A 21,264-nucleotide genomic window follows, 5' to 3' on the forward strand; every position below is an offset into this window, starting at 1 on the left:
GCCTATCGAGACGCCCCGGGGCACGATGGACCCGGGACCCCGCCCGGATCCAGGCCGGATCCAGGTCACGCCGCCGGTGCCTCCGACTCGGCGTCGGCCACCTCGCCCCGCTCGTCCGCCCCCCGCTCGAGATCGGGCGGCTCACCGAGGGAGACGCTCCAGTCGGCCACCGCCTTGTCCAGGTCGGCGGAGTCGTCGATCTGGTCGTCCTGCCGTGCGGTCGCGCCATACCCCCGATCGACATACCCCCGATCGGCGAGGTCCCGATCGGGGAACGTGACGTCATCGCGTGGCTGCCCGGCCCCCGTCCTCGGCTCGTTCTTGACCAGGACCGACGCGCCACGGTTCAGGTCGTGGCCGACCACCGTCGCCTCGATCTCGAAGGCGGTCACCTCCACGCCGTCGCGGTTCACGTAGGCCCGTGCCTGCAGCCTGCCGTGCACCACGACGGCGTCGCCCTTGCGCAAGGAACGGGCGACGTTCTGACCGAGCTGCCGCCAGGCGTTGACGGTGAACCACTGGGTCTGTCCGTCGGACCAGGTGCCGGTGGCCTTGTTGAGCCGGCGCGGGGTGCAGGCGACACGGAAGTTGGCGACGGAGTGTCCGCCGGCACTGCGCACCACCGGCTCGCCACCCACATAGCCCTGCAGCGTGATCATCGACTGGGTCATCTTCGAACTCCTCTCGGGCGTCGCACCCGACGACGGGTGCCTCGCCCACGGCCGTGGGCGAGCGGGCACGACGATCCACGGTGCCGTGGACAGCCCACGAGGCTCCCAGCGCCCTCTGTGGAGAACGGCTACCGAACGTGCGTTGTGGACCGAACCCGGACGAGTCCGACGCTCAGTGCTCGAGCGACCCGGGCCCCGCGGCGAGCGCCTTGGCGACCCCGGCCTGCAGCGCACCGTAGGCGGCGAGCTCGGCGTCGACCGGGTCGACGATCAGCTCACGGGAGACCCCCGAGACGGCCTCGCGCAGCCTCCGGTCGGCCGTCGCCGCCCGCGCCCGGGCCGTGCCTCCCACGAACAGACGACAGACCACCGCCAGGACCAGTCCGAGCACCACGCCGCCGACGAGCAGAGCGAGCGGGACGGCGATCCCGGCCACCTTCGGGGTGGAGTCGTCACTCAGCGTCCCGGAAACGGCCGACAGCACCGTCCAGACACCGCCGGCGATCGCTGCCAGGACCAGCAGCCACTGCAGCACCCGGACCACCCCGACCCAGGCCGGCAGCCGCTTGACGCCGAGGTCGACGCCGGCGATCGCGGCGTCCAACCGGTCGGAGAGGTCGTCGAGCCGAGCGACCGAGGCGTTGCGGATCGACTCCTGCCAGCAGTCTCCGAGCCCGCGGCCCGCCTCGTCGGCCAGGGCACGGACCTCGGTGTCGACCCGCGCCCGTTCGACGGCAGTCGGCGCGGGCAGCGAGGTCCGGGACCGCCCGCTGAGCCGCTTGGCGTCGGCCCCCAGGTCGAGCTGCAGTCGCTTGAGCGGGTCGACCCTCAGCCCGCCGATCCAGGAGACCGGCGGCCAGCCGGTGGCCCGAGCCGCACGGGTCCGGGTCGAGCGCTCGACCGCATCGACCACCGTCGGCACCCCGGACGCCTCGGCCAGCGCGCCGTCGAGCACCGCCACCCGCTGCTTGCCGAGCTGCTGTGCCGGGGCGGTGCCGGCGGCCGTGGAGAGGCTGGTCGCCGACTCGGCGATGTCCGCCGCCAACCGCTGCTTGTTGGACCTCTTCTCCGCGACCCGGCCGGCGATCTCGCGGCGCAGCTCGTCGATGCCCCAGCCCAGCTTCGCCGAGACCGGGATCACCGGCACTCGGTCGAGCCCGTCGTCGTCCAGCAGCCGGCGAACGTCGGCGACCATGGACTCGCGACGCTCCTCGGGCACCCGGTCGATGTGGTTGAGCACCACCACCATGATCTCGTCGTGGGTGCGCAACGGCTGCAGATAGCGGTCGTGGATCGCGGCGTCGGCGTACTTCTGCGGGTCGAGCACCCAGATCAGCATGTCGGCGAGAGCGACCAGCCGATCCACCTCGAGGTGGTGGGAGAGCTCGGTCGAGTCGTGGTCGGGCAGGTCGAGCAGGACCACGCCGTCGAGCTCGGTCCCCTCCCGCCGGGTGTCGAGCATCGAGTCGCGGGTGGTCTGGTGGCGATCCGGGATGCCGAGCCATTCCAGCAGCTCGTTGGCCCCGTCGGCGCCCCAGACACAGGCCGTCGCCCACGACGTGGTCGGACGCCGTACGCCGACCGCGGAGAGATCCAGGCCGGTCAGCGCGTTGAAGGTGGAGGACTTGCCCGAGCCGGTGGCGCCCGCGATGCCGACGATGGTGTGCTCGGAGGAGAGCCGCAACCGGCCCACCGCCCGGTCGACGGTGCTCCGCGCGGTCTCGACCAGGGCGGCATCGAGGCGGCCCTGGGCCGCGTCCGCCGCCGCCGCGAGCCCGTCCAACCGCCCCGCGAGATCGTCGGTGAGCCTGGTCTGGCTCTCTCGCCCATCGAGCAATCCGCTCATGGTCTCCTCATGTCAGCTACCGAATCCTGCCGAGCGGTCACCGCGACCGCCTCCGGGCGTCACACGTGCAGTCGCGACCGCGCCGTCGCCTGCTCGTCCCCAAGATTAAGGGGCGAACCATGACCGCGGGTCATTCACCTCCGCCACCGCCGCCGCGTTGCGCGTCGCGCTGGTAGGCGAAGCGCGCGTCGGCCACCCGGCGGGCGGCGTGTCGGAGTCGTTCGGTCGCGTCGCCGTCGAGCTCGAGCGCATCCAGCAGCCCGGTGTATCGCGCGCGCTCACCGGTCATCAGCTCGTCGACCCGTCGGTCCAACGAGACCCGGGCCCGGTTGGCCAGCGACCGCACGTTCTCGTCGCCGAAGACCGCCTCGAGGAGCCTCCGGCCCGGTGCCGCGACGCCGCCCGCACCGGCCTCCTCGGCGGTGGGTCCAGCGGCGGTGGGTGCGGCGGCGCTGGCGAAGACCACCACCATCAGCGCCACGCCGAGGCCGTTGGTGCCGTAGGCGAGCATCTTCGCGCCGGCGCGCTTGTCTGCGCCCTCGGCCCGGACCATCTCGAACACGTCCTGCTGCCAGTCACGGACCGCACGGGCGGTCTGCGGGCGCAGCGTGCGGGAGGCCCGACCGAGGTCGGCCGCTCCGGTCAGGCCGCGGCCAGCCGAGGTCGCCTGCCAGGCCCGCTCGGCACGTTCGGCCGCGGACTCGGCCTGCTCCAGGATGAGCATCTCGAGCCCCGACTCGATGGCCGCGGCCACCCGCTCGGCCTGGTGCGGCTTGCCCTTGATCGCACCGACCACCCGGTCCCGCATCGTGCTGGCGCCGGCCTCCAGCGATCTCAGCAGCTCACCGGTGCCGACGAACTCCTGCCAGCGGGCGAGGACCTCGCCACGCAGCATGGTGCCGTCCGCACTCGCCGCCCGGATCCGCCCGACCGCCTCGTCGTAGGCCATCGCGGCCTCCAGGCGCAGCTGACCGAGCGCCTCGATCTGCCCGCCGGCCGCGTCCGCCACCGCGTGGACATCGAAGGTGAGCGCTCGAATCGCGCCGTCGAGGGTCTGGGTGACGACCGCCGTACGAGCCGCCGCATCGTCGGCCAGCATGTCCAGCCAGCCGCGTACGTCGGCGACATGATCGGCCGGGAGCAGACCCTCGGTGCTCACCGGTCCCTCGTGCACGATGAACAGCGGGCTGTCCTTCAATCCGCGGGCGGCGAGCATCCGGGCCAGGTGGGTCGAGACGGTCTGGACCGCGTCGTCCGGCGTACGGTCCAGCACCACCGCGACCGCGGTGGACCGCTCGGCGGCGACCTTGAGGAACTCCCAGGGCACCTGGTCGGCGTACCTGGCGGCGGAAGTGACGAAGAGCCACAGGTCGGCGGCGCCGAGGAGCTCGGCGGCCAGTCGCCGGTTCTGCTCCTCGACCGAGTCGACGTCCGGAGCATCGAGGATGGCCAGACCCGGGTGCAACAGATCCGAGGCGACCAGTTGGAGCGAGGCCGGATCGTCGGTGGGGTGCTCCACCCGGGTGAGCTCCGGCAGCAGCCGGTCCTGACCGAACCACTCCGCGTCGCCGGGGTGATGGACCAGGACCGGTGACCGGGTGGTCGGCCGCAGCAGGCCGGGGGCGGTGACCCTGGCGCCGACCAGCGAGTTGACCAGCGTCGACTTGCCCGCGCCGGTGGACCCGCCGACCACCGCGAGCAACGGCGCGTCGATGGTCATCATCCGCGGGATGACGTAGTCCTCCAGCTGGTCGATCATCGCCGCGCGCGCGGTGCGCTGCTGGTCCACGCCGTCGAGATCGAGGGGCAGCGCGACGTCGTGGAGTGCCTGGTGGACGCGCACGAGGGCGGTCACCATCCGAGTGGCATCCTCGGTCGTGTTCTCTGCTGATGTCATCAGGCCCACCCCATGCGGCGCAGCCTATCGGGACCAGCGGCTTTCGCCGTGCTTGACCGCGCTACGCGCGCGTAGAGTTCTTGTCATGAACGCCGATGACAGCACCGCCGAGTCCGTCGATCTGCACACCGAGAGCCACGATCCTCAGGTGCCGGAGGCCTGGTCGGCGTTCATGCGACAGGGGTGGGCCGACCCGGCGGTCGAGCTGCCGGCGCAGCCGGTCGCGCCGTACGCCCGAGCCCGCCGCGAGCGGCTCGCCGAGGCGTTCCGGGGAGAGCGACTGGTGATCCCGGCCGGCGGCTACAAGGTCCGCGCCAACGACACCGAGTACCGCTTCCGCCCCGACACCGCGCACGCCTACCTCACCGGCAACCAGACCTCCGACGCGGTGCTGGTCATCGAGGACGGTGAGGCGGTGCTCTACGCCCGGCCGGGAGCCGGGCGCGACACCGACGAGTTCTTCCGCGATCGGGTCTACGGCGAGCTGTGGGTCGGCCGCCGGCCGTCCGCCCAAGAGCTCAGCGACTCGCTGGGCATCACCGTGCGGCACGTCGACGAGCTCGGGCCCGAGCTGCGCAAGGCCGGCAAGACCCGGGTGCTTCGCGGCGTCTCGACCGAGGTGGACGCGCTGATCGAGCCGGACGAGAGCCGCGACCAGGACTTCGCCCGGGTGCTCTCGGAGATGCGGCTGATCAAGGACGAGTGGGAGCTGGGTGAGCTCGCCGAGGCCTGCGACATCACCGCACTCGGCTTCGAGGACAGCGTGCGGGAGTGGCAGAACGCGCAGAGGTACGGTGAGCGCTGGATCGAGGGGACGTTCTTCCGGCGGGCCCGGGCGATGGGCAACGACCTCGGCTACGACTCGATCGTGGGCGGCGGCTCGCACGCCACCACGCTGCACTGGATCCACAACACCGGCGCGATCGTGCCCGGCGAGATGGTGCTGCTCGACATGGGGGTGGAGGGTCGCAACCTCTACACCGCCGACGTGACCCGGACGCTTCCGATCTCCGGTCGATACACCCGGTTGCAGCGCGATCTCTACGACCTGGTGTACGCCGCCCAGGAGGCCGGCATCGCCGAGGTGAGGCCCGGGGCACGGTTCCGCGCGCCGCACGAGGCGGCGATGGTGGTGCTCGCGCACGGACTCGACGACCTCGGGCTGCTGCCGGTCTCGGTCGACGAGGCGCTCTCGGAGGACAACAAGACCTACTCCAGGTGGACGCTGCACGGCGTCAGCCACATGCTGGGCCTCGACGTGCACGACTGTGCCGCGGCCGGCGAGGCGGCGTACGGCAAGGAGTCCACGCTGGCCGAGGGCATGTGCCTGACGGTGGAGCCGGGGCTGTACTTCCAGGCCGACGACCTGCTGGTCCCCGAGGAGCTGCGCGGCATCGGCATCCGGATCGAGGACGACATGGTGGTCACCGCCGACGGCAGCCGCAACCTGTCGGCCTCGCTCCCCCGCGCCGCCGACGACGTCGAGGCATGGATGGGGAGGTACCTCTGAGCCGCTAGGACTCCGGCTCGCTCGGCGGCGCGGCCGGTGGCGGTGTGCTCGGCGGTGTGCTCGGCGGTGTGGTGGGTGGTGCGGCCGGTGGCTGGTACGGCGGTGCGAGCGGAGGCTGGTACGGCGCGGCCGGGTGGGCGGCCTGGCCGGGATACTGACCCGGCGCGCCGTACTGCTGGCCGGGGGCGCCGTACTGCTGGGCCGACGGCTGGCCGTACTGCGACGGCGGCGGCTGGGTGGCCGGGGTCCGGTTCAGCGACACCAGCACGGCCTTGAGCGCCGGCCCGTCGATCGTCCGGGTGGCCAGGCCGACCACGAACGCCACCACCAGCGCATAGGCGAACAGCAGGAAGGTCGCCCCCACGCCGGAGGCACCGATGGTGACATGGGCCGACTGCCCCAACACGCTCCCGTGCGCATGGACGTTGGCCATCCGGACGAAGAGCGGTACGGCGACCAGCATGCTCACCACCCACACCGCCAGGTTGCGCAGGCCCGGGCCACGGTCCGCGGCCGGGGGTGCGGTCGCGCGGGAGCGCCAACCTCCCTGGGTGACGAAGTAGGCGATGGCCACCAACAGGATCGGGGTCAGCGCGACGGTCACCCACAGACCGGGCTCCTGGACCTGGTCACCGGTGAAGTAGGTCAGGTGGCGAGCCTCGCTGGTGCTCTCCCCGCTGGCACTCGACCATCCGCCGAGCTGGCCCACGGCACCGAGGGTGATGCCGTACATGCCGAGGTTCCCGGCCCACGCGACGGCCGCGGCACCCAGCTTGACCCAGTCCATGAAGCCGAAGCCGGTGGTGACCTCCGAGGTGCCGTCACCGATGGTGAAGAGGGCGATGGCCACCACGATGCCGGCGATCGGCAGCAGCGCGAAGAGCCATGCCAACGCCCGCAGCGGCACCGCGAGCCAGTCATGCACGACCTCGAGCGGCCTCGCCCTCAGCCAGTCTCGGCGCAGGAAGACGCTGAGCGCCAGCACCACGAAGAGCATCAGGAACGTCATGAACAACGACCCGGCGATGCCCGGGCCGTACTTCAGGTCGATGTGCGAGTCGCCGACCTCCGAGAGCGCCTCGTCGACCAGACCCGACGCGTCGCCGAACTTGAGTCCGCTGCTGCGGAAGATGAGGGCGATCACCATCATCGCGACCCCCGAGATCAGCGCCACCCGCACCGCGTCCAGCAGCGCGTCCACCGCGCTGGTGTAGCGAGCGGTCACCCGCCGGAAGACCAGGATCGCCGCCAGCAGGCCGAGCACCGTCAGGGTCAGCGGCATGGCGCCCAGACCGGCGTGGCCGGAGTAGGTGCCGCCGAAGACCTCGGTGCTGCCCTTGGCCCCGAAGTCGGCACCGTAGGCCATCGTCATGCCACTGGCGATCCCGGTCAGGGTGTTGTCCACGCCGAAGCCGTCCGGCTTCATCAGCAGCATCAAGATGGTGGCGAGCACGCCCGGTACGCCGACCGCGAAGACCGCCACCAGCGCCGATCCGGCCCAGTTGCCGACCAGGACCCGGGCCACCCACGGCGGCAGTCCGGCCCGCTGCTGACCCGGCTGCTGCCCCGGCATCTGCTGGGTCGGCGGCATCGACGGATAGGCGGGTCCGGGCGGCGGATAGGCCGCCGGCTGCGGTTGCACCGGCTGCGTAGGCGGCTGAGCGGGAGGCTGGGCGGGAGGCTGGGCGGGAGGCTGGGCGGGAGGGGGCGACGAGGGCGGCTGCGAGGCCGGTGGGGTCGCCCCGTGCACCGGACGCCCGCAGCCCGCGCAGAACGCGTCGTCGGATCGCAGCGGCGCGCCGCAGTTCTCGCAGAAGTTCAAGGGACTCTCCGTCCTCGCCCGGGAGCAGGTGTGTGCCTGTTCTAACATCGATCGACGACAGATCGGCCGATATCAGGCCTGTTCCCCACCCACAGGACCGTGAAACCGTGCCTTCAGCGCCCGTGCTCCTGGTCGCCACGCTGTTGACCGCCGGCCTGCTCGGCGGCTGTACGACGCACGAGACGACCGAGCCGCCGGCGTCCCGGTCGGCCACGACCGGGACCGCTGCGACCTCGCCGGACTCCCCCGGATCCGCTCGATCCGGTGGCGTCTCGTCCGGTCCCGCCCCGTCCGGTCCGGTCTCGCCGGGAGCCGCCTCGTCCGACCGTCGTACCACCCGGCCGCTGGCCGGAGTGCGGATCGGCATCGACCCCGGCCACAACGGCCGCAACTACACCGACCCGGGCTACCTGAGCACCCAGGTCTGGAACGGCCGCACCAGCGAGGACTGCAACACCACCGGCACCGAGACCGACGACGGATACCCGGAGGCCGACTTCACCTGGGCGGTGGCCGGCTATCTCGCCGCCGACCTGCGCCGGGCCGGTGCGCACGTGGTGCTCACCCGACACAGCAACACCGGCGTCGGGCCGTGCGTGGACAGGCGTGCCGAGATCATCAACGACGCGCACGCCGACGTCGCCATCGACATCCACGCCGACGGGGCGAGCGCGAGCGCCCGCGGCTTCGCGATCCTGCAACCGGTCGCGTCGGGCATCAACGATGCGGTCATCGGACGATCGCATCGCTACGCCCGGATCCTGCGGGACGAGTTCGCGAAGACCGGCATGCCGGTCTCGGACTACCTCGGCAGCGATGGCTTGACGACCCGCGACGACCTCGCCGGGCTGAACCTGACCAGCGTGCCGCAGGTGCTCATCGAGTGCGGCAACATGCGCAACGCCCAGGACGCCGCGCTGCTTCGCGCGCCGGCCTTCCAGCGCAGGGCCGCGACCCGGATCGCGACCGCCATGGCAACGTTCCTCGGCCGTCGGTATCCCGGCTGACCGACGAGCCCGGACATCGTCCCTAGAGCGTGTCCCAGGCGATCACCGGCAGCCCGAATCTGCGGGCGATCGGTCGCCAGGCCTTGGCCGCCGCCCGCTTGGGGCCGTGGCTGGCGGTGCTGTGATCGACCCCGGCTCGACGCCAGGCCTCGTGGCCCTTGTAACCCTTCGCCGTACGGTGAAGTGAGTGCCCGTAGTCGGCGAAGGAGCGATCGGCCTTGGCGGAGGCGGTCCACGCGGTGGCGAGACGGGTGACGACGGTCCTGGCCGCCGGCAGGGCGGTGATGTCGAGCCGCTTGACCTTGGTGACGAGGGCGTCTCGGGAGTCGGCCGCGTCCTCCAGGGTCGTGGTCGCCGCCCGGACGTGGACGCAGGAGTTGAGGTTGCCCACGGCGGCCACCACGTCGCTCTTGTCGGCCGCCGAGCTCGCCATCAGCCGCGAGAGCCTCTCCGCGGCACGCCGCGCGGCGCCGTCCGCGGCATTGTCGCCATCGTCCGAACCGTCGCTGGAGCCGGCCCCGGGCGGCTGACTCGACGGCGAGGAGGCCGAGGTCGGACCGGGCGATCCGCTGGTCTCCAGCACGGCGCTCCGATCGACGCTGGGCTCGTCGTCGCCACCGGTGGCCAGCATCCCGAGGGCGAACGCTCCGCCGCCGACCAGCAACACCAGCAGCACACCCAGCGCGATCCACCGGCCGCGACCGCCGGACCTCGCCGGTCCACGGGGCGGCTCGGCCCCAGCGGGGTACGACGCCGGGTGCTGAGCTGCCGACGGCGGGGCAGGAGGTGGCTGGGTCGGCGGCTGGGTCGACGGCGGCTGCACCGATGGCGGGTTCGGCGGCGGCTGGGTCGGCGGCGGCGCGGCCGGTGGAGTGGTGACGGGCGCGCCACAGTGGGTGCAGAACCGCATCCCGTCCACGGGCTGGCCGCACGAGGTGCAGAAGCGTCGCTCACTCACGGGCATGAACCCTAGACGACTCGTTTTCCCAGGTCACGCGCGCTGCGCGAGGCTCGTCGTCCACGCCTGGAGCCGGCACGCGTCTCAGAAGGGATAGTGCTCGATGTCGGATTGGATGGTCACCCATTGCACCTGGCAGAAGGTGTCGAGGTTGGTGGTGGTGCCGAAGTGGCCGCCGACGCCGGAGGCCTTGGCGCCGCCGAAGGGTGCGACCGCCTCGTCGTCGACGGTCTGGTCGTTGATGTGCACGGCACCGGACCTGATCCGGTCGGCGAGCTCGAAGGCCCGGAACGGGTGGGCGGTCAGGATGGCCACGGAGAGGCCGTACTCGGAGGAGTTGATCAGCTCGACCGCCTCGTCCAGGGTCTCATAGCCGACCACGGGGGCGACCGGTCCGAAGATCTCCTGGCAGTAGGCCGCGCTGTCCAGTGGTACGTCGGCCAGCACGGTCGGGCGGTAGAAGAGTCCTTCGTGGGTGCCGCCGGCGAGCAGGGTGGCACCGGCGGCGATCGTGGACTCGACGATCTGGTGGACCTTCGTGAGCTGGTTCTCGTCGATGATCGGGCCGAGCGCGTTGGTCGGGTCCGTCGGGTCGCCGACCGGGATCTGCTCGGCCCTTTCGGCGAGCTTCTCGGCGTACTGCTCGGCCTTGTCCTGGGGCACCAGGTGGCGGCCGGTGGTCATGCAGATCTGGCCCTGGTGCAGGAAGGAGCCCCAGGCGCCCGCGGCGGCGGCCGCGTCGAGGTCGGCGTCCGGCATCACCAGCAGCGCGTTGTTGCCGCCGAGCTCGAGGTGGACCTTCTTGAGCAGGGGGCCGGTGGCCGCACCGATCCTGCGACCGGCGGCGGTGGAGCCGGTGAACGAGATGCACGGGACGTCGGGGTGAGCGACCAGCGCTTCGCCGACCTCGGCACCGGCCGGCAGCACGTGCAACAGTCCCGCCGGCAGGCCGGCCTCGGCGAACAGCTCGGCGAGTGCCAGACCGCCGGAGATCGCGGTGCGCGGGTCCGGTTTGAGGATGACGGCGTTGCCCAGTGCCAGGGCCGGGGCGAGCGAGCGCATCGAGAGGATGGCCGGGAAGTTGAACGGGCTGATCACCCCCACGACGCCGACCGGGACGTAGCGGCCGATCGAGACGCGTGGCTTCATGCTGCGCAACATCTGTCCGTACGGCTGGGCCGCCAGCGCGGCCGCCGCCTGCAGCTCCGAGATCACCAGCGTCGCCTCGAAGCCGGCCTTGCCCTGACCCGACCCCGCCTCGGGCACCAGCCACCGGGTCAGCCGCCCGGGGTCCTCGGCCAGCAGCGCGGCGGCCCTCGTCATCACCGCCGCGCGCTCGGTGTAGGGCAGCGCCGCCCAACCGGGCTGGGCCGCCGTCGCCGCTGCCGCCGCCCGCTCCAGATCGGCGGTGTCGGCCCGACCGACGGTGGCGATCACCGCACCGGTCGCTGGCGCCGTCACCTCGAGGACTCCCCCACCCCCGGCGGCGAAGGCCCCGTCGAAGATCTTCCCCTCCCACACGTCGCTCATGTCTTCCCCACTCTCTCTTGGCACCGATGGCCTCCCGACCGAGCATGCGGCGCGACCCTCGCCGGATCAAGATCCGCCGCCGGGATCGGGCATACTGTGCCCGGGTCGTGCGCGGTCGAGCGACATCCGGCCCATGCCTCCGTAGCTCAGCTGGATAGAGCAGCGGCCTTCTAATCCGCGGGTCACAGGTTCGAATCCTGTCGGGGGCACTCCGCCGTCGACGTTCAGACCCGGTACCGGCGACCTGGGTTCGCGGGTGCTCAGGCCGTCGACGTAGGTGGCGGGTGCCCACACGCTGAGCGCGGTCACGCGTGGCGGGTCGGGCCGGGCGCTCGTGGCCGACTCCCGGCGTCGACGAACTCGGCCACGATCCGCACCCCGATCGGCTGCGCCTGGCGGGCGTCAGCCTGCCGTTGCGCCGAGGTGGAGAGTCGCCGAAGCCGCCGCCTCTGTCCGACCGTCCTGAGCCGTCCTGAGCCGTCCTGAGCCGTCATGACGCCAGCGAATCGAGGATCTCGTTCACTCGGCGGGTGACGGTGGTGAGGACTCGCTCGGTGGCGACGACGTCATCGGCGGCCAGCTCTGCCCAGACCGGGCCGGTCAGGGCGGCGATTCGTGCCTGGAGCTCGGCGACCAGAGTGTGCCCTGCCGGGCTGAGTGCGTCGTCCGCGATCAGCGCGCGACGGGTCAGGGCGGCGATGATCTCGTCTGCGTCGGCGAAGTGCGCCCGACTTCTCACGAGCGCAGCAAGAGGCGCTCCCGACTGGTTCTGGGCCGCCAAGCGCAGTGTCACCCACTGCGGCTCGGTCAGGGCGGTCTCGGCAAGCACATGGCGCAGCAGCGCGTTGAGGGTCTTCTCGGTGGCACCGATCATCTGCGGTCCGAAGGCGGGCATCACAACTCCTCGAGTTCCTTATTCGTTGGGAGGACCAACAATAACATCTGTTGGCACTCCCAACAATCAGATAGGCTTCGGCCATGCCAGTGAGCCGAGTCATCGCCACACCGACATGGCTGCTGGGCCGCGCGAACGCCCGAGCGCAGCTCCTGCTCGCGCGGGCGTTCAGTGAGTTCGGACTGCGGCCGGTGCACTATCGGACGCTGGCGGCGCTCGAGGAACACGGCGAGTTGAGCCAGGTCGAGCTCGGTCGTCATCTCGCATTGGATCGCAAGGACGTCGCCCTCACCGTGGACTTCCTCGCCGATCGTTCTCTGGTCGATCGCAGACCGGACCCGAGCGACCGACGCCGCAACATCGTCGCCTTGTCCGACCCGGGCCGTGACCTTCTTCCGCGGCTACACCTCACACTCGACGCCGTACAGCACGAGGTGCTGGCCCCCCTCACCGACCGCGAGGCAGCCCGGTTGATGACCATCCTGCCCAAGCTGGCCCCCACGAACACAGGGCGCGACGAGTCCGACGGCGAGCACATGCAGCCGCACCGCAAGAGTGCCCGGAAGGGGCCGGTGCGGTGAGACGCGAGCGATCGGGCCACCGCGAGAATCGGCGAGGTCCCGGCCGGAACCCCACGGGAATCTGGTGAAGTCGATGCACGGTATCCGCCGACTCCGCAACCGCGTCGCCCACGTCGAGCCGGGGCACGTGTCGGGGCCGGGTCACCAGCGCCATCGGACGTCACCTGGGCGCAGCGGCTGTGGCGTGTGTCCTCAGTCCGGCGAGCAGAAGGTCGAGAAGGCGGTCGGCCTGCTCGGGTGAGCCGATAGTCGCGGTGGCGAGGAAGATGCCGACGAGTCCGGCGGTGACATCCTCGGCGGCCACGTCGGCCCGCAAGAGCCCCTGTTGGGCGCCAGCGGCCAGGAACTCGCCGATCGCCTGGGAGATCCGAGCCCGGGTGTCGGGGGTCGCGATCGTGCCGGCGGCCCAGCCGGAGCGCAGGGTGTCGAGCATGCCCCGCTTGGCGGCCACGAAGGCCGCGTAGCGGTCCATCCAGGCGCGCAGAGCGACATCGGCGGGGAGATCGTGGAGGAGTTCGGGGACGCAGGCGGTGACCGCGTCCAGCTCGGCGGCGTAGACGGCGTCGACCAGCGCCTCACGGGTCGGGAAGTGTCGGTAGAGGGTGCCGATGCCGACTCCGGCCGCCCGTGCGATGTCCTCCAGCGGCGCCGCGTCGCCGATCGAGGTGAAGGCCGACCGCGCGGCCTCGGTGAGACGGGCGCGGTTGCGCTGGGCATCGGCCCGCAAGGGGGTGGTCGAATTCGTGGACAAAGCGGAGGATCCTCCGTTAGTGCTAGCGTGGCTCGCGCGGAGGGACCTCCGCTTACATCGAGTATCGCAGTTGGAGGCATTCATGGCACCCTCCGCAGACCTCTCCTCCCCCGGCGGGACGGGCGCGCTCGGCGGCCGCGCGGTGGCGCGTATCGGTTACGGGACGATGCAACTCGAGCGGCTGCACGCCGATGCGCGGGCGGCCGAGGCCGTGGTGCGGCATGCGGTGGAACACGGCGTGAACCACTTCGACACGGCGCAGTTCTACGGCGACGGCTTCGCCAACGGGGTTCTGCGCGCCACCACGCCCGACGACGTTGTCATCGCGACGAAGGTCGGCGCCGACGCGGACCCGGACGGCCCGGTCCCGCTACGACCCGCCCAGCGCCCCGAGGAGCTACGGGCGAGCGTGGAGGACAACCTGCGCAGCCTGGACCGCGAACGGATCGACCTGGTCTACCTGCGACGCCTCGACGCCGGACCCGGACTGCGCGCCACTGGAGACCAGGAGGTCCCGCTGGACGACCAGCTCGCCACCATGTCCGCGTTGCGCGAGGAAGGCAAGATCGCGGCGATCGGCATCAGTGGGACCACCCTGGACGTGGTGCGACGCGCGCTGCCCATCGGCATCGCGGCCGTGCAGAACGCCTACAACCTTCTCAGCCGAGACGACGAGGAGCTGCTCCGACTCTGCGAGGACGAGGGCATCGCCTGGGTGCCGTTCTTTCCCCTCGGCAGCGCCTTCCCGCAGAGCCCGAAGGTCACCGACCGCTCCGACGTGCAGCACATCGCCACACAGCTCGGCGCGACGGCGGCACAGGTGGGCCTCGCTTGGCTGCTTCAGCACGCGCGCGGCAGCCTTCTGGTCCCCGGCACGATCTCGATCGCCCACCTCGACGAGAACCTCGCCGCCGGGACACTGACCCTGCCGGAGGAGGCCGTCAGCGTCCTTGACGCGATCGGCTGACGCCCTGGGCTCAGGTCGCCGGGACGTCGAGCCGTCGGATCCTGCTCACCGAGGACCTGGTGACATGACCTGGTGACATGAGAGGCCTGGCGAAATGCCGACGGCCCGCCTCCGCATGGGAGACGGGCCGCCTGGTCGACGTACGTCGAGGCTCAGAGAGCCTCGACGTTCTCCGCCTGCGGGCCCTTGGGGCCCTGCGTGACGTCGAACTGGACCTTCTGGTTCTCGTCCAGCGACTTGTAGCCCTGGGCCTTGATGGCCGAGAAGTGGACGAAGACGTCCGCGCCGCCGTCGTCCTGGGAGATGAAGCCGAAGCCCTTGTCGGCGTTGAACCACTTCACGGTTCCGGTAGTCATAGTGCTGCGTTCCTTCGGTCATGCACAGACCGGACATTCCGGGTCTGTTTGGCGCTGAAGACATCCGTGCACCTTGAGGGATGTCCAGCCAGGCCGGCACTACCAAGAAACTGCGAGATGAACCCACGACGCTTCGGGACGTGGCGAGCCTTCGAGAAGGCCCCTTCAACACGACGACGGTACCACTCCGTGGCGCTGAGACCACTCTTGACGAGACCAGATGCCACGGCCGCGCGAACCCACACCAGAAGCACGAGACGATCACAGGAACCCCACAGCGGTGCTGTCGAGAGTGGTGCCATCACGCCCCTGTCGAGGAGGACACCATGGCCCGCCGCTTCCGTCACAGCCTGGCTGCTGCCGCACTCGCGATCCCGTTGGTCGCGATTCCCGTCGTCGTTCCGGCAGCCGCCCTGGCCGCCGACGACTCGACCAGCCCGTACGCCTACAGCGGCGGCTCCGGTGGCTCGACGTCCACCCTGCCGTACGGCTATGGCAGCGACAGCAGCGGCGGCTACGACATGTACGGCGGCAGCGGCTCGTACGGCGGCTACGGGGACTACGGCCAGTACGGCGACAGCTCGGGCAGCGTGGACACCGAGACCGGGCAGACCGACGCCGAGGCCGCCTCCGACTCCGAGTCGACCGGCGTGGTGATGGTCAACACCGTCGTCGACTACGGCACCGCCGAGGCCGCCGGGACCGGCATGGTGCTCACCTCCGACGGCATCGTGGTGACCAACCACCACGTGGTCGAGGGAGCCACCAAGATCACCGTCACCGTCCCCGACGGTGACACCTACACCGCGAAGGTGGTCGGCTACGACAGCACCCACGACGTCGCCGTGCTGCAGCTCGAGGACGCCTCCGGCCTGTCCACCATCAAGACCGACACCTCCACGGTCACCGACGGCGAGTCGATCACCTCGGTCGGCAACGCCGAGGGCGAGGGCTCCCTCACCGCCGCCGACGGCGAGGTGACCGACACCAGCACCGACATCACCGTCTCGGAGGACGACGGCAGCACCGCGAAGCTCTCCGACCTGATCGAGGTCGACGCCGACATCGTCTCCGGCGACTCCGGCGGCGCGCTGCTCGACTCCGACGGTGAGGTGATCGGCATGAACGTCGCCGCCTCCAGCGGGACGGCGAACGTCACCGGCTACGCGATCCCGATCAGCACGGTGCTCGACATCGCCACCGAGATCCTGTCCGGCAGCAACTCCAGCGACATCACCCTCGGGTACGGCGCCGCGCTGGGCGTCGAGCTCTCCAGCTCGGACACCGTGCAGACCTCCACCGACGAGTCCAGCTCGAGCACCGAGGTCGCGGGCGTGGTCGACGGCGGCGCGGCCGAGAAGGCCGGCATCACCGCCGGCGACACGATCACCTCGATCGACGGCACCGAGGTCTCCAGCTACGACGACATCACCGCGGTCCTGGCCAAGCTGTCCGCCGGGGACAAGGTCACCGTCACCTGGACCGACACCTCCGGCGACTCCCAGTCCGCCACCGTCACGCTCGGTGAGGCTCCCGTCGGCTGACCAGCCCCCGCGTCGGCCGAACGCGAGAACCGGTGGCCCCAGCCGATCGGCTGGGGCCACCGGTCTGTTCGTGGGCCGGTCTGTTCGTGAACCGGTCGGAGCGAGTCACACCGGCGACGCCGTGTCGTCGGCCCGGCGTCGGCGGCGCTCCACACGGAGGTGATCACCGGGCCACCCCTCTTGTGACTCAGGACACATTCGGTCACCATGGCGCCATGCAAGGGCTGATGCAGGACGCGCCGCTGACCATCGAATCGATCATCCGCCGAGGCGAGCGCCTCTTCCCCACCCGCGAGGTGGTCACCAAGACCGCCACCGGGTTGGAGCGCGCGAGCTTCGCGGATCTCGCCGGAGAGGTACGCCGCCAGGCGGCCGCGCTGGACGCCCTCGGCCTCTCCGCCGACGCCCGGGTCGGCAGCTTCGCCTGGAACACGTTCCGGCATCTCGCGCTCTACTACTCGGTGCCGAGCAGCGGGCGGGTGCTGCACACCGGCAACATCCGCTACTTCCCCGACCAGCTGGTCTACACCGTCGGGCACGCCGAGGACGAGGCGATCTTCCTGGACCGCTCGCTGCTCGGCCTGCTCGAGCCGCTGCTCGACCGGCTCGAGACCGTCAAGCACCTGGTGGTGATGGACGACGGTGCGCCGGTCCCGCTGCCCGACGATCCGCGGATCGTGAGCTACGGCGAACTGCTCGACGGCGTCACGGAGACGGACCTCGACGGCAGGGTCACCGACGAACATCAGGCCGCCGCCATCTGCTACACCTCCGGCACCACCGGTCATCCCAAGGGCGTCGTCTACTCCCATCGGTCCAACTGGCTGCAGGCGCTGGCCAACCAGTCCGGCAGCAGCTTCGGGATCAGCGACGCCGACCGGATCCTGCCGGTGGTGCCGATGTTCCACGCCAACGGCTGGGGACTGCCCTACACCTCGGTGATGGCCGGGGCGGCGATGGTGATGCCGGGCCCCGACCTCTCCCCTGCCGGCCTGCTGAGCCTGTTGGAGTCCGAACGGGTCACCGTCACCGCCGGGGTGCCGACGATCTGGATGGGGATGACGCCGCTGCTCGCCGAGCACGACCTGAGCAGTCTGCGGCGGGTCATCTGCGGCGGCAGCGCGGTGCCGATGGCGCTCTCCGAGGCCTGGCGCGAGGCGATCGGCATCCCGATCACCCAGGCCTGGGGCATGACCGAGATGTCGCCGCTCGGCTCGGTCTGCGAGACCCGCGCCGAGCACGCCGGCCTGCCCGAGGAGGAGCTGGCGAAGGTGCGCGCCACCATCGGGTACATGCATGTCGGGGTCGAGCTGCGCATCGTCGACCCGACCACCCGCGAGGAGCAGCCCTGGGACGGGGTCGCCACCGGTGAGCTGGAGGCCCGCGGCCCGTGGATCGCGCGACAGTACTTCCGCACCGACGAGCCAGGTTCCTCCTTCTCCCCCGACGGCTGGTTGCGCACCGGCGACGTGGCGAGCATCGACGAGCTCGGCTACATCACCATCGTGGACCGCACCAAGGACCTGGTGAAGTCCGGCGGGGAGTGGATCAGCTCGGTGGAGCTGGAGAACCAGATCATGGGACATCCGGCGGTGGCGGAGGCCGCCGTGATCGCCGTACCCCATCCGAAGTGGGGCGAGCGGCCGCTGGCCTTCGTGGTGCTCCGCGATGGCGCCGAGCTGGACAAGGAGGAACTGCTCGGCTACCTCGGTGAGCGGCTCGGCCGGTGGCACGTCCCCGACGACATCGTCTTCATCGCCGAGGTCCCCAAGACGTCGGTCGGGAAGTTCTCCAAGAAGACACTGCGCGAGGAGTACGGCGACTACCGGCTGCCCACCGCCTGAGCACGCCTCGCCGGGCCACGGCGGCGGTCGTGTCCTAGGTGCTGACGACCAGTCCGTTGCCGGCCTCGAGCCGCCAGCTCATCGTCATCGGGCCGGCCAGCCCGATCACCCCGGAGGCCACCGCCCGGACCGGCGTACCGTCGGCGAGCAGGCTCTCCAGGGCGTGGGTGCGCTCGGGGCCGAGGGCGGCGGCCGGGATGCGCCACTGGGAGACACCGGCGTGACCGTCGACCACGTGGTCGGGTGCGCCGTCCTCATCGAGCACCATGGTCTGCACGTCGTCGGCGAGCAGATGGATGACGAGGCCCTGTTCGTCGCGACTGATGCCCGTGACCCGGCCCCCCTCGTGCCTGGTGACATAGCGCCGACCGAGGTCCGGCAGATGCCGCAACTCACCCAGCCGGTGCCGCAGCACCAGCCCCGCCGCGGTCAGGCTGGCCGCGGCCGCCGCGACCGCGAGCAGGGCGAGGACGCCGGCCAGCCTGGCCGCGCCGTCGATGCCGAGCAGCAGGACCGGTACGACGCCCGCGGCGATCACCGCCAGTCCGACCCCGAGACCGACCAACCTGGTGCGCCAGGCCGCGGCCGGGCGGGGAGCGGTGAGCGCTGTGGACATCGGAACCTCCATCACGGGCGACTGATGACCTTCATCGTGGTCCGCGCGGTTGTGCCGGGTCCCGGAGGCGGATGTGTGCCTGCTGTGGACACCCGCCTCGGCGTCAGCCGGAGATTCAGCCGAATTCGTCAGCCGGAGGTGTTCAGGTCTCGGTGACGCCCTCGTACACGCCGAGGTCGTTGCCGTCCGGGTCGCGGAGCACGGCGAACCAGCTGGTCTCGCTGATCGGGGTCTTCGGCACGGCTACGGCTCCGCCGTTGCGCTCGGCCTTGGCCAGGGTCTCGTCGATCGAGTCGACCTCGACGTAGGACCGGGGCTGGGTGAAGTCGGCGCCGCGCGGGGCGAGGCCGCCACCGCTGATCTGGTTCGGCGCTCGCCACATCGGATACTCCTCGAAGCCCGGCGGCGCGGCGATCTGCCAGCCGAACAGATCGGCGTAGAACGCGGCTGCCTTGTCCTGGTCGGCGACCGGGATGTCGATGTGGGTGATGTCTCCGTGGGGCATGACGGGCCCCCTTCTGCGTGGGTGGCATGGAGGACCCATCCACGCTATGCCCGTGCGTCCGCCCGCGATACCCCCCGACGGGATCGGAGGGGCATCAGTAGCGCCACGTCCCACTGGCGGCGTCGTACTTCTTGCGCAGTCCGCCGTCGCCGTCCGCGATCAGCTGCTGCGCCGCGCCCAGGCTGAGGTAGGGATGGTCCCAATGCACCTCGGGATATTCCTGCGGGTAGATCGCGTCCGAGCCGACGCGGAACTGCACCGGTCCGCCGGCCTCGCCCTCCAGGTAGACCACGTCACCTTCCCGCAGGGTGCCCCAGTCCGGGGTGTTGTCGGTCATGACCCGATGATCTCACCGGGCTCGGCCCGCTCGGCGGTGTAGGCGTCGATCTCGGCCAGCAGCCGGCGCCGTAGGTCGGCGGGCGCGAACGAGACCTCGACGGCCACCCGAGCCAGGCCGGCCACTCCGGACGGTCCGAGCCCGAGCAGGTCGGCCGCGACCTGGTACTCGCGGTTGAGCGTGGTGGAGAACATCGGCGGATCGTCGGAGTTGATGGTCACGACCACGCCCGCCTCGACGAACCTCGGCAGCGGGTGGGTCTGGAGGCTGTCCACCGCCCGGGTGGCCACGTTGGAGGACGGGCACACCTCCAGCGCGATCCCGGTCGTGGCCAGGTGCGCCAGCAGCCGCGGGTCGGACGCGGCCGAGGTGCCGTGCCCGATCCGCTCCGCGCCGAGCTCGTCCAGCGCATCCCAGATCGTGCCCGGCCCGGTGGTCTCGCCGGCGTGCGGCAGGGAGTGCAGCCCGGCGGCCCGGGCGGCCGCGAAGTGCGGAGCGAACTGCGGACGCGGTACGCCGACCTCCGGCCCGCCGAGCCCGAACCCGATCAGCGCCTGCGACCCGTGGTCGAGCGCGTAGCGGAGCGTCGCGTCGCCGGCCGGCACGCCGAGCTCGCCCGGGATGTCGTAGATCCAGCGCAGCACGACGCCGAGCTCGCGCTCCGCGGCGACGCGTGCGTCCTCGATCGCCTCGGTGTAGGCCTCGATGGCGATGCCGCGCACCACCGAGGTGTGCGGCGTACAGGTCAGCTCGGCGTAGCGCACCTGCTGGTCGGCCAGCTCGCGGGCGACCTCATAGGTGAGGTAGCGGATGTCCTCCGGCGTACGGATCAGGTCGACCACGGCGAGGTAGACCTCGATGAAGTGGGCGAAGTCACGGAAGGTGAAGAAGTCGCGCAGCGCGTCGGGATCGCTCGGTACGGCGCCCGGGTGCCGGGCGGCGAGCTCGGCGACGATGCGGGGCGAGGCCGACCCGACATGGTGCACGTGCAGCTCGGCCTTGGGCAGGCCGGCGACGAAGGCGGCCAGGCGGGACTCGGTCACGACGCCGATGTCACCACATCGGGGCCATCAGCGCCACAACAGCAGGTAGTAGGCGATCAGCGGGATGACCAGCGCGCCGGCCAGCCACGGCGTCAGCAGGCTGCGCCTGTTGATCAGCCGCACCGCACCGATCGCCAGCACCCCGAGCAGCACGGAGATGACGAACAGCCCCTGCCGCGCTCCCCCCTTGTCGGCGCCGGTCGCCCCCAGGGCGGCCATCGCCAGGGAGTGCAGCAGCACCACCGAGCACACCAGCGAGGACAGCACGTAGCGCCGTACCTGTTCGATCTGCACTCGGTGAGGATATCCACGCGTCGGGCGGTCTCCCCGCGGGCCGACCGGCCCGCGGGGAGGCGGCTCAGGAGACGGCCTTGACCAGGTTCTTCCCGAGTGCCGTCGAGTCGCTGCCGCTGTTGTACTGCTTGCCGTTGAGATAGACGGTCGGCGTCCCGGTGACGCCGGCCTCGTTGAGCGCCTCGTTGGTCACGCCCTTGACCCAGTCGGACTCGCTGCTGGTGTCGAGGATGTCCTTGCTCACCTCACTGCGCTTGGCCCCGGCCTTGACCGCCAGGTCGACCAGATCA

21 protein-coding genes and 1 tRNA gene are annotated in these 21,264 nt (G+C 71.1%); 7 read left to right on the forward strand and 15 right to left on the reverse strand.

Annotated features, from left to right (window positions below):
* Positions 1-65: 65 nt before the first annotated feature.
* The 3 genes from QM638_RS08975 to QM638_RS08985 all read right to left on the reverse strand — a co-directional run bounded on the left by QM638_RS08975 (position 66) and on the right by QM638_RS08985 (position 4,375).
* Positions 66-671 carry a single-stranded DNA-binding protein gene (locus QM638_RS08975; RefSeq protein WP_415141619.1) on the reverse strand — a complete coding sequence of 202 codons (606 nt, stop codon included), beginning with the start codon at positions 669-671 and terminating at the stop codon, positions 66-68.
* A 172-nt stretch (positions 672-843) separates the two neighbouring features.
* Complete coding sequence (locus QM638_RS08980) at positions 844-2,517, reverse strand: YfjP family GTPase (RefSeq protein ID WP_415141620.1); 1,674 nt, start codon at positions 2,515-2,517, stop codon at positions 844-846.
* Between the two features lie 130 nt (positions 2,518-2,647).
* Entirely contained in the window at positions 2,648-4,375 is a 1,728-nt protein-coding gene (locus tag QM638_RS08985; protein ID WP_415141621.1) for an ABC transporter, read from the reverse strand.
* 124 nt (positions 4,376-4,499) lie between these two features.
* Here QM638_RS08985 and QM638_RS08990 point away from each other — a divergent pair, with 124 nt between their 5' ends.
* Positions 4,500-5,924: an aminopeptidase P family protein gene (locus tag QM638_RS08990; protein WP_415141622.1), complete on the forward strand. Its 1,425-nt coding sequence runs from the start codon at positions 4,500-4,502 to the stop codon at positions 5,922-5,924.
* Between the two features lie 4 nt (positions 5,925-5,928).
* Here QM638_RS08990 and QM638_RS08995 read toward each other — a convergent pair whose 3' ends face one another.
* Positions 5,929-7,515, reverse strand: coding sequence for a hypothetical protein (locus tag QM638_RS08995; RefSeq protein WP_415141623.1), 1,587 nt, complete (start codon positions 7,513-7,515; stop codon positions 5,929-5,931).
* Between the two features lie 338 nt (positions 7,516-7,853).
* On the opposite strand from QM638_RS08995, the gene QM638_RS09000 reads away from it, so the two are divergent.
* Positions 7,854-8,753, forward strand: a complete 900-nt coding sequence (locus tag QM638_RS09000; RefSeq protein WP_415141624.1) for an N-acetylmuramoyl-L-alanine amidase — start codon at positions 7,854-7,856, stop codon at positions 8,751-8,753.
* A gap of 22 nt (positions 8,754-8,775) precedes the next feature.
* On the opposite strand, the gene QM638_RS09005 is transcribed toward QM638_RS09000, so the two are convergent.
* Together QM638_RS09005 and QM638_RS09010 are read right to left on the reverse strand one after the other, a co-directional pair.
* Entirely contained in the window at positions 8,776-9,711 is a 936-nt protein-coding gene (locus tag QM638_RS09005) for a zinc ribbon domain-containing protein (protein WP_415141625.1), read from the reverse strand.
* 84 nt (positions 9,712-9,795) lie between these two features.
* Entirely contained in the window at positions 9,796-11,241 is a 1,446-nt protein-coding gene (locus tag QM638_RS09010) for an aldehyde dehydrogenase family protein (protein WP_415141626.1), read from the reverse strand.
* A 135-nt stretch (positions 11,242-11,376) separates the two neighbouring features.
* Here QM638_RS09010 and QM638_RS09015 point away from each other — a divergent pair.
* A tRNA-Arg gene (locus QM638_RS09015) sits at positions 11,377-11,450 on the forward strand.
* A 281-nt stretch (positions 11,451-11,731) separates the two neighbouring features.
* Here QM638_RS09015 and QM638_RS09020 read toward each other — a convergent pair.
* Positions 11,732-12,136 (reverse strand): MarR family transcriptional regulator, encoded by a 405-nt coding sequence (locus QM638_RS09020; protein WP_415141628.1) that lies wholly within the window; start codon positions 12,134-12,136, stop codon positions 11,732-11,734.
* Positions 12,137-12,219: 83 nt separating this feature from the next.
* Between QM638_RS09020 and QM638_RS09025 the strand changes: the two genes are divergently transcribed.
* On the forward strand, positions 12,220-12,717 hold the full coding sequence (locus QM638_RS09025; RefSeq protein ID WP_415141629.1) for a MarR family winged helix-turn-helix transcriptional regulator: 498 nt from the start codon (positions 12,220-12,222) through the stop codon (positions 12,715-12,717).
* A gap of 160 nt (positions 12,718-12,877) precedes the next feature.
* Here the strand turns inward: QM638_RS09025 and QM638_RS09030 are convergent, their stop codons facing one another.
* Entirely contained in the window at positions 12,878-13,468 is a 591-nt protein-coding gene (locus tag QM638_RS09030) for a TetR/AcrR family transcriptional regulator (protein WP_415141630.1), read from the reverse strand.
* An 82-nt stretch (positions 13,469-13,550) separates the two neighbouring features.
* Between QM638_RS09030 and QM638_RS09035 the strand changes: the two genes are divergently transcribed.
* Positions 13,551-14,435, forward strand: coding sequence for an aldo/keto reductase (locus QM638_RS09035; protein WP_415141631.1), 885 nt, complete (start codon positions 13,551-13,553; stop codon positions 14,433-14,435).
* A gap of 152 nt (positions 14,436-14,587) precedes the next feature.
* Here the strand turns inward: QM638_RS09035 and QM638_RS09040 are convergent, their stop codons facing one another.
* Positions 14,588-14,791 carry a cold-shock protein gene (locus QM638_RS09040; protein WP_415141632.1) on the reverse strand — a complete coding sequence of 68 codons (204 nt, stop codon included), beginning with the start codon at positions 14,789-14,791 and terminating at the stop codon, positions 14,588-14,590.
* Positions 14,792-15,117: 326 nt separating this feature from the next.
* Between QM638_RS09040 and QM638_RS09045 the strand changes: the two genes are divergently transcribed.
* Positions 15,118-16,335: a S1C family serine protease gene (locus QM638_RS09045; protein ID WP_415141633.1), complete on the forward strand. Its 1,218-nt coding sequence runs from the start codon at positions 15,118-15,120 to the stop codon at positions 16,333-16,335.
* Between the two features lie 215 nt (positions 16,336-16,550).
* Complete coding sequence (locus tag QM638_RS09050; RefSeq protein WP_415141634.1) at positions 16,551-18,179, forward strand: long-chain fatty acid--CoA ligase; 1,629 nt, start codon at positions 16,551-16,553, stop codon at positions 18,177-18,179.
* A 34-nt stretch (positions 18,180-18,213) separates the two neighbouring features.
* On the opposite strand, the gene QM638_RS09055 is transcribed toward QM638_RS09050, so the two are convergent.
* From QM638_RS09055 to QM638_RS09080, 6 genes are all read right to left on the reverse strand, one after another.
* On the reverse strand, positions 18,214-18,795 hold the full coding sequence (locus QM638_RS09055) for a hypothetical protein (protein WP_415141635.1): 582 nt from the start codon (positions 18,793-18,795) through the stop codon (positions 18,214-18,216).
* A gap of 142 nt (positions 18,796-18,937) precedes the next feature.
* A complete protein-coding gene (locus QM638_RS09060) occupies positions 18,938-19,300 on the reverse strand; it encodes a VOC family protein (RefSeq protein WP_415141636.1) in 363 nt (120 codons plus the stop codon).
* A gap of 94 nt (positions 19,301-19,394) precedes the next feature.
* A complete protein-coding gene (locus QM638_RS09065) occupies positions 19,395-19,637 on the reverse strand; it encodes a hypothetical protein (protein ID WP_415141637.1) in 243 nt (80 codons plus the stop codon).
* Positions 19,634-20,680, reverse strand: coding sequence for an adenosine deaminase (locus tag QM638_RS09070; protein WP_415141638.1), 1,047 nt, complete (start codon positions 20,678-20,680; stop codon positions 19,634-19,636). Before QM638_RS09070 ends, QM638_RS09065 begins: the two co-directional genes overlap by 4 nt.
* 27 nt (positions 20,681-20,707) lie before the next feature.
* Entirely contained in the window at positions 20,708-20,974 is a 267-nt protein-coding gene (locus QM638_RS09075) for a transcriptional regulator (protein ID WP_415141639.1), read from the reverse strand.
* Between the two features lie 64 nt (positions 20,975-21,038).
* The coding region (locus tag QM638_RS09080; RefSeq protein ID WP_415141640.1) for a DsbA family protein at positions 21,039-21,264 on the reverse strand (226 nt) is incomplete at its 5' end.

The sequence above is a fragment of the Nocardioides sp. genome, assembly GCF_047606145.1.
GTDB lineage: Bacteria > Actinomycetota > Actinomycetes > Propionibacteriales > Nocardioidaceae > Nocardioides.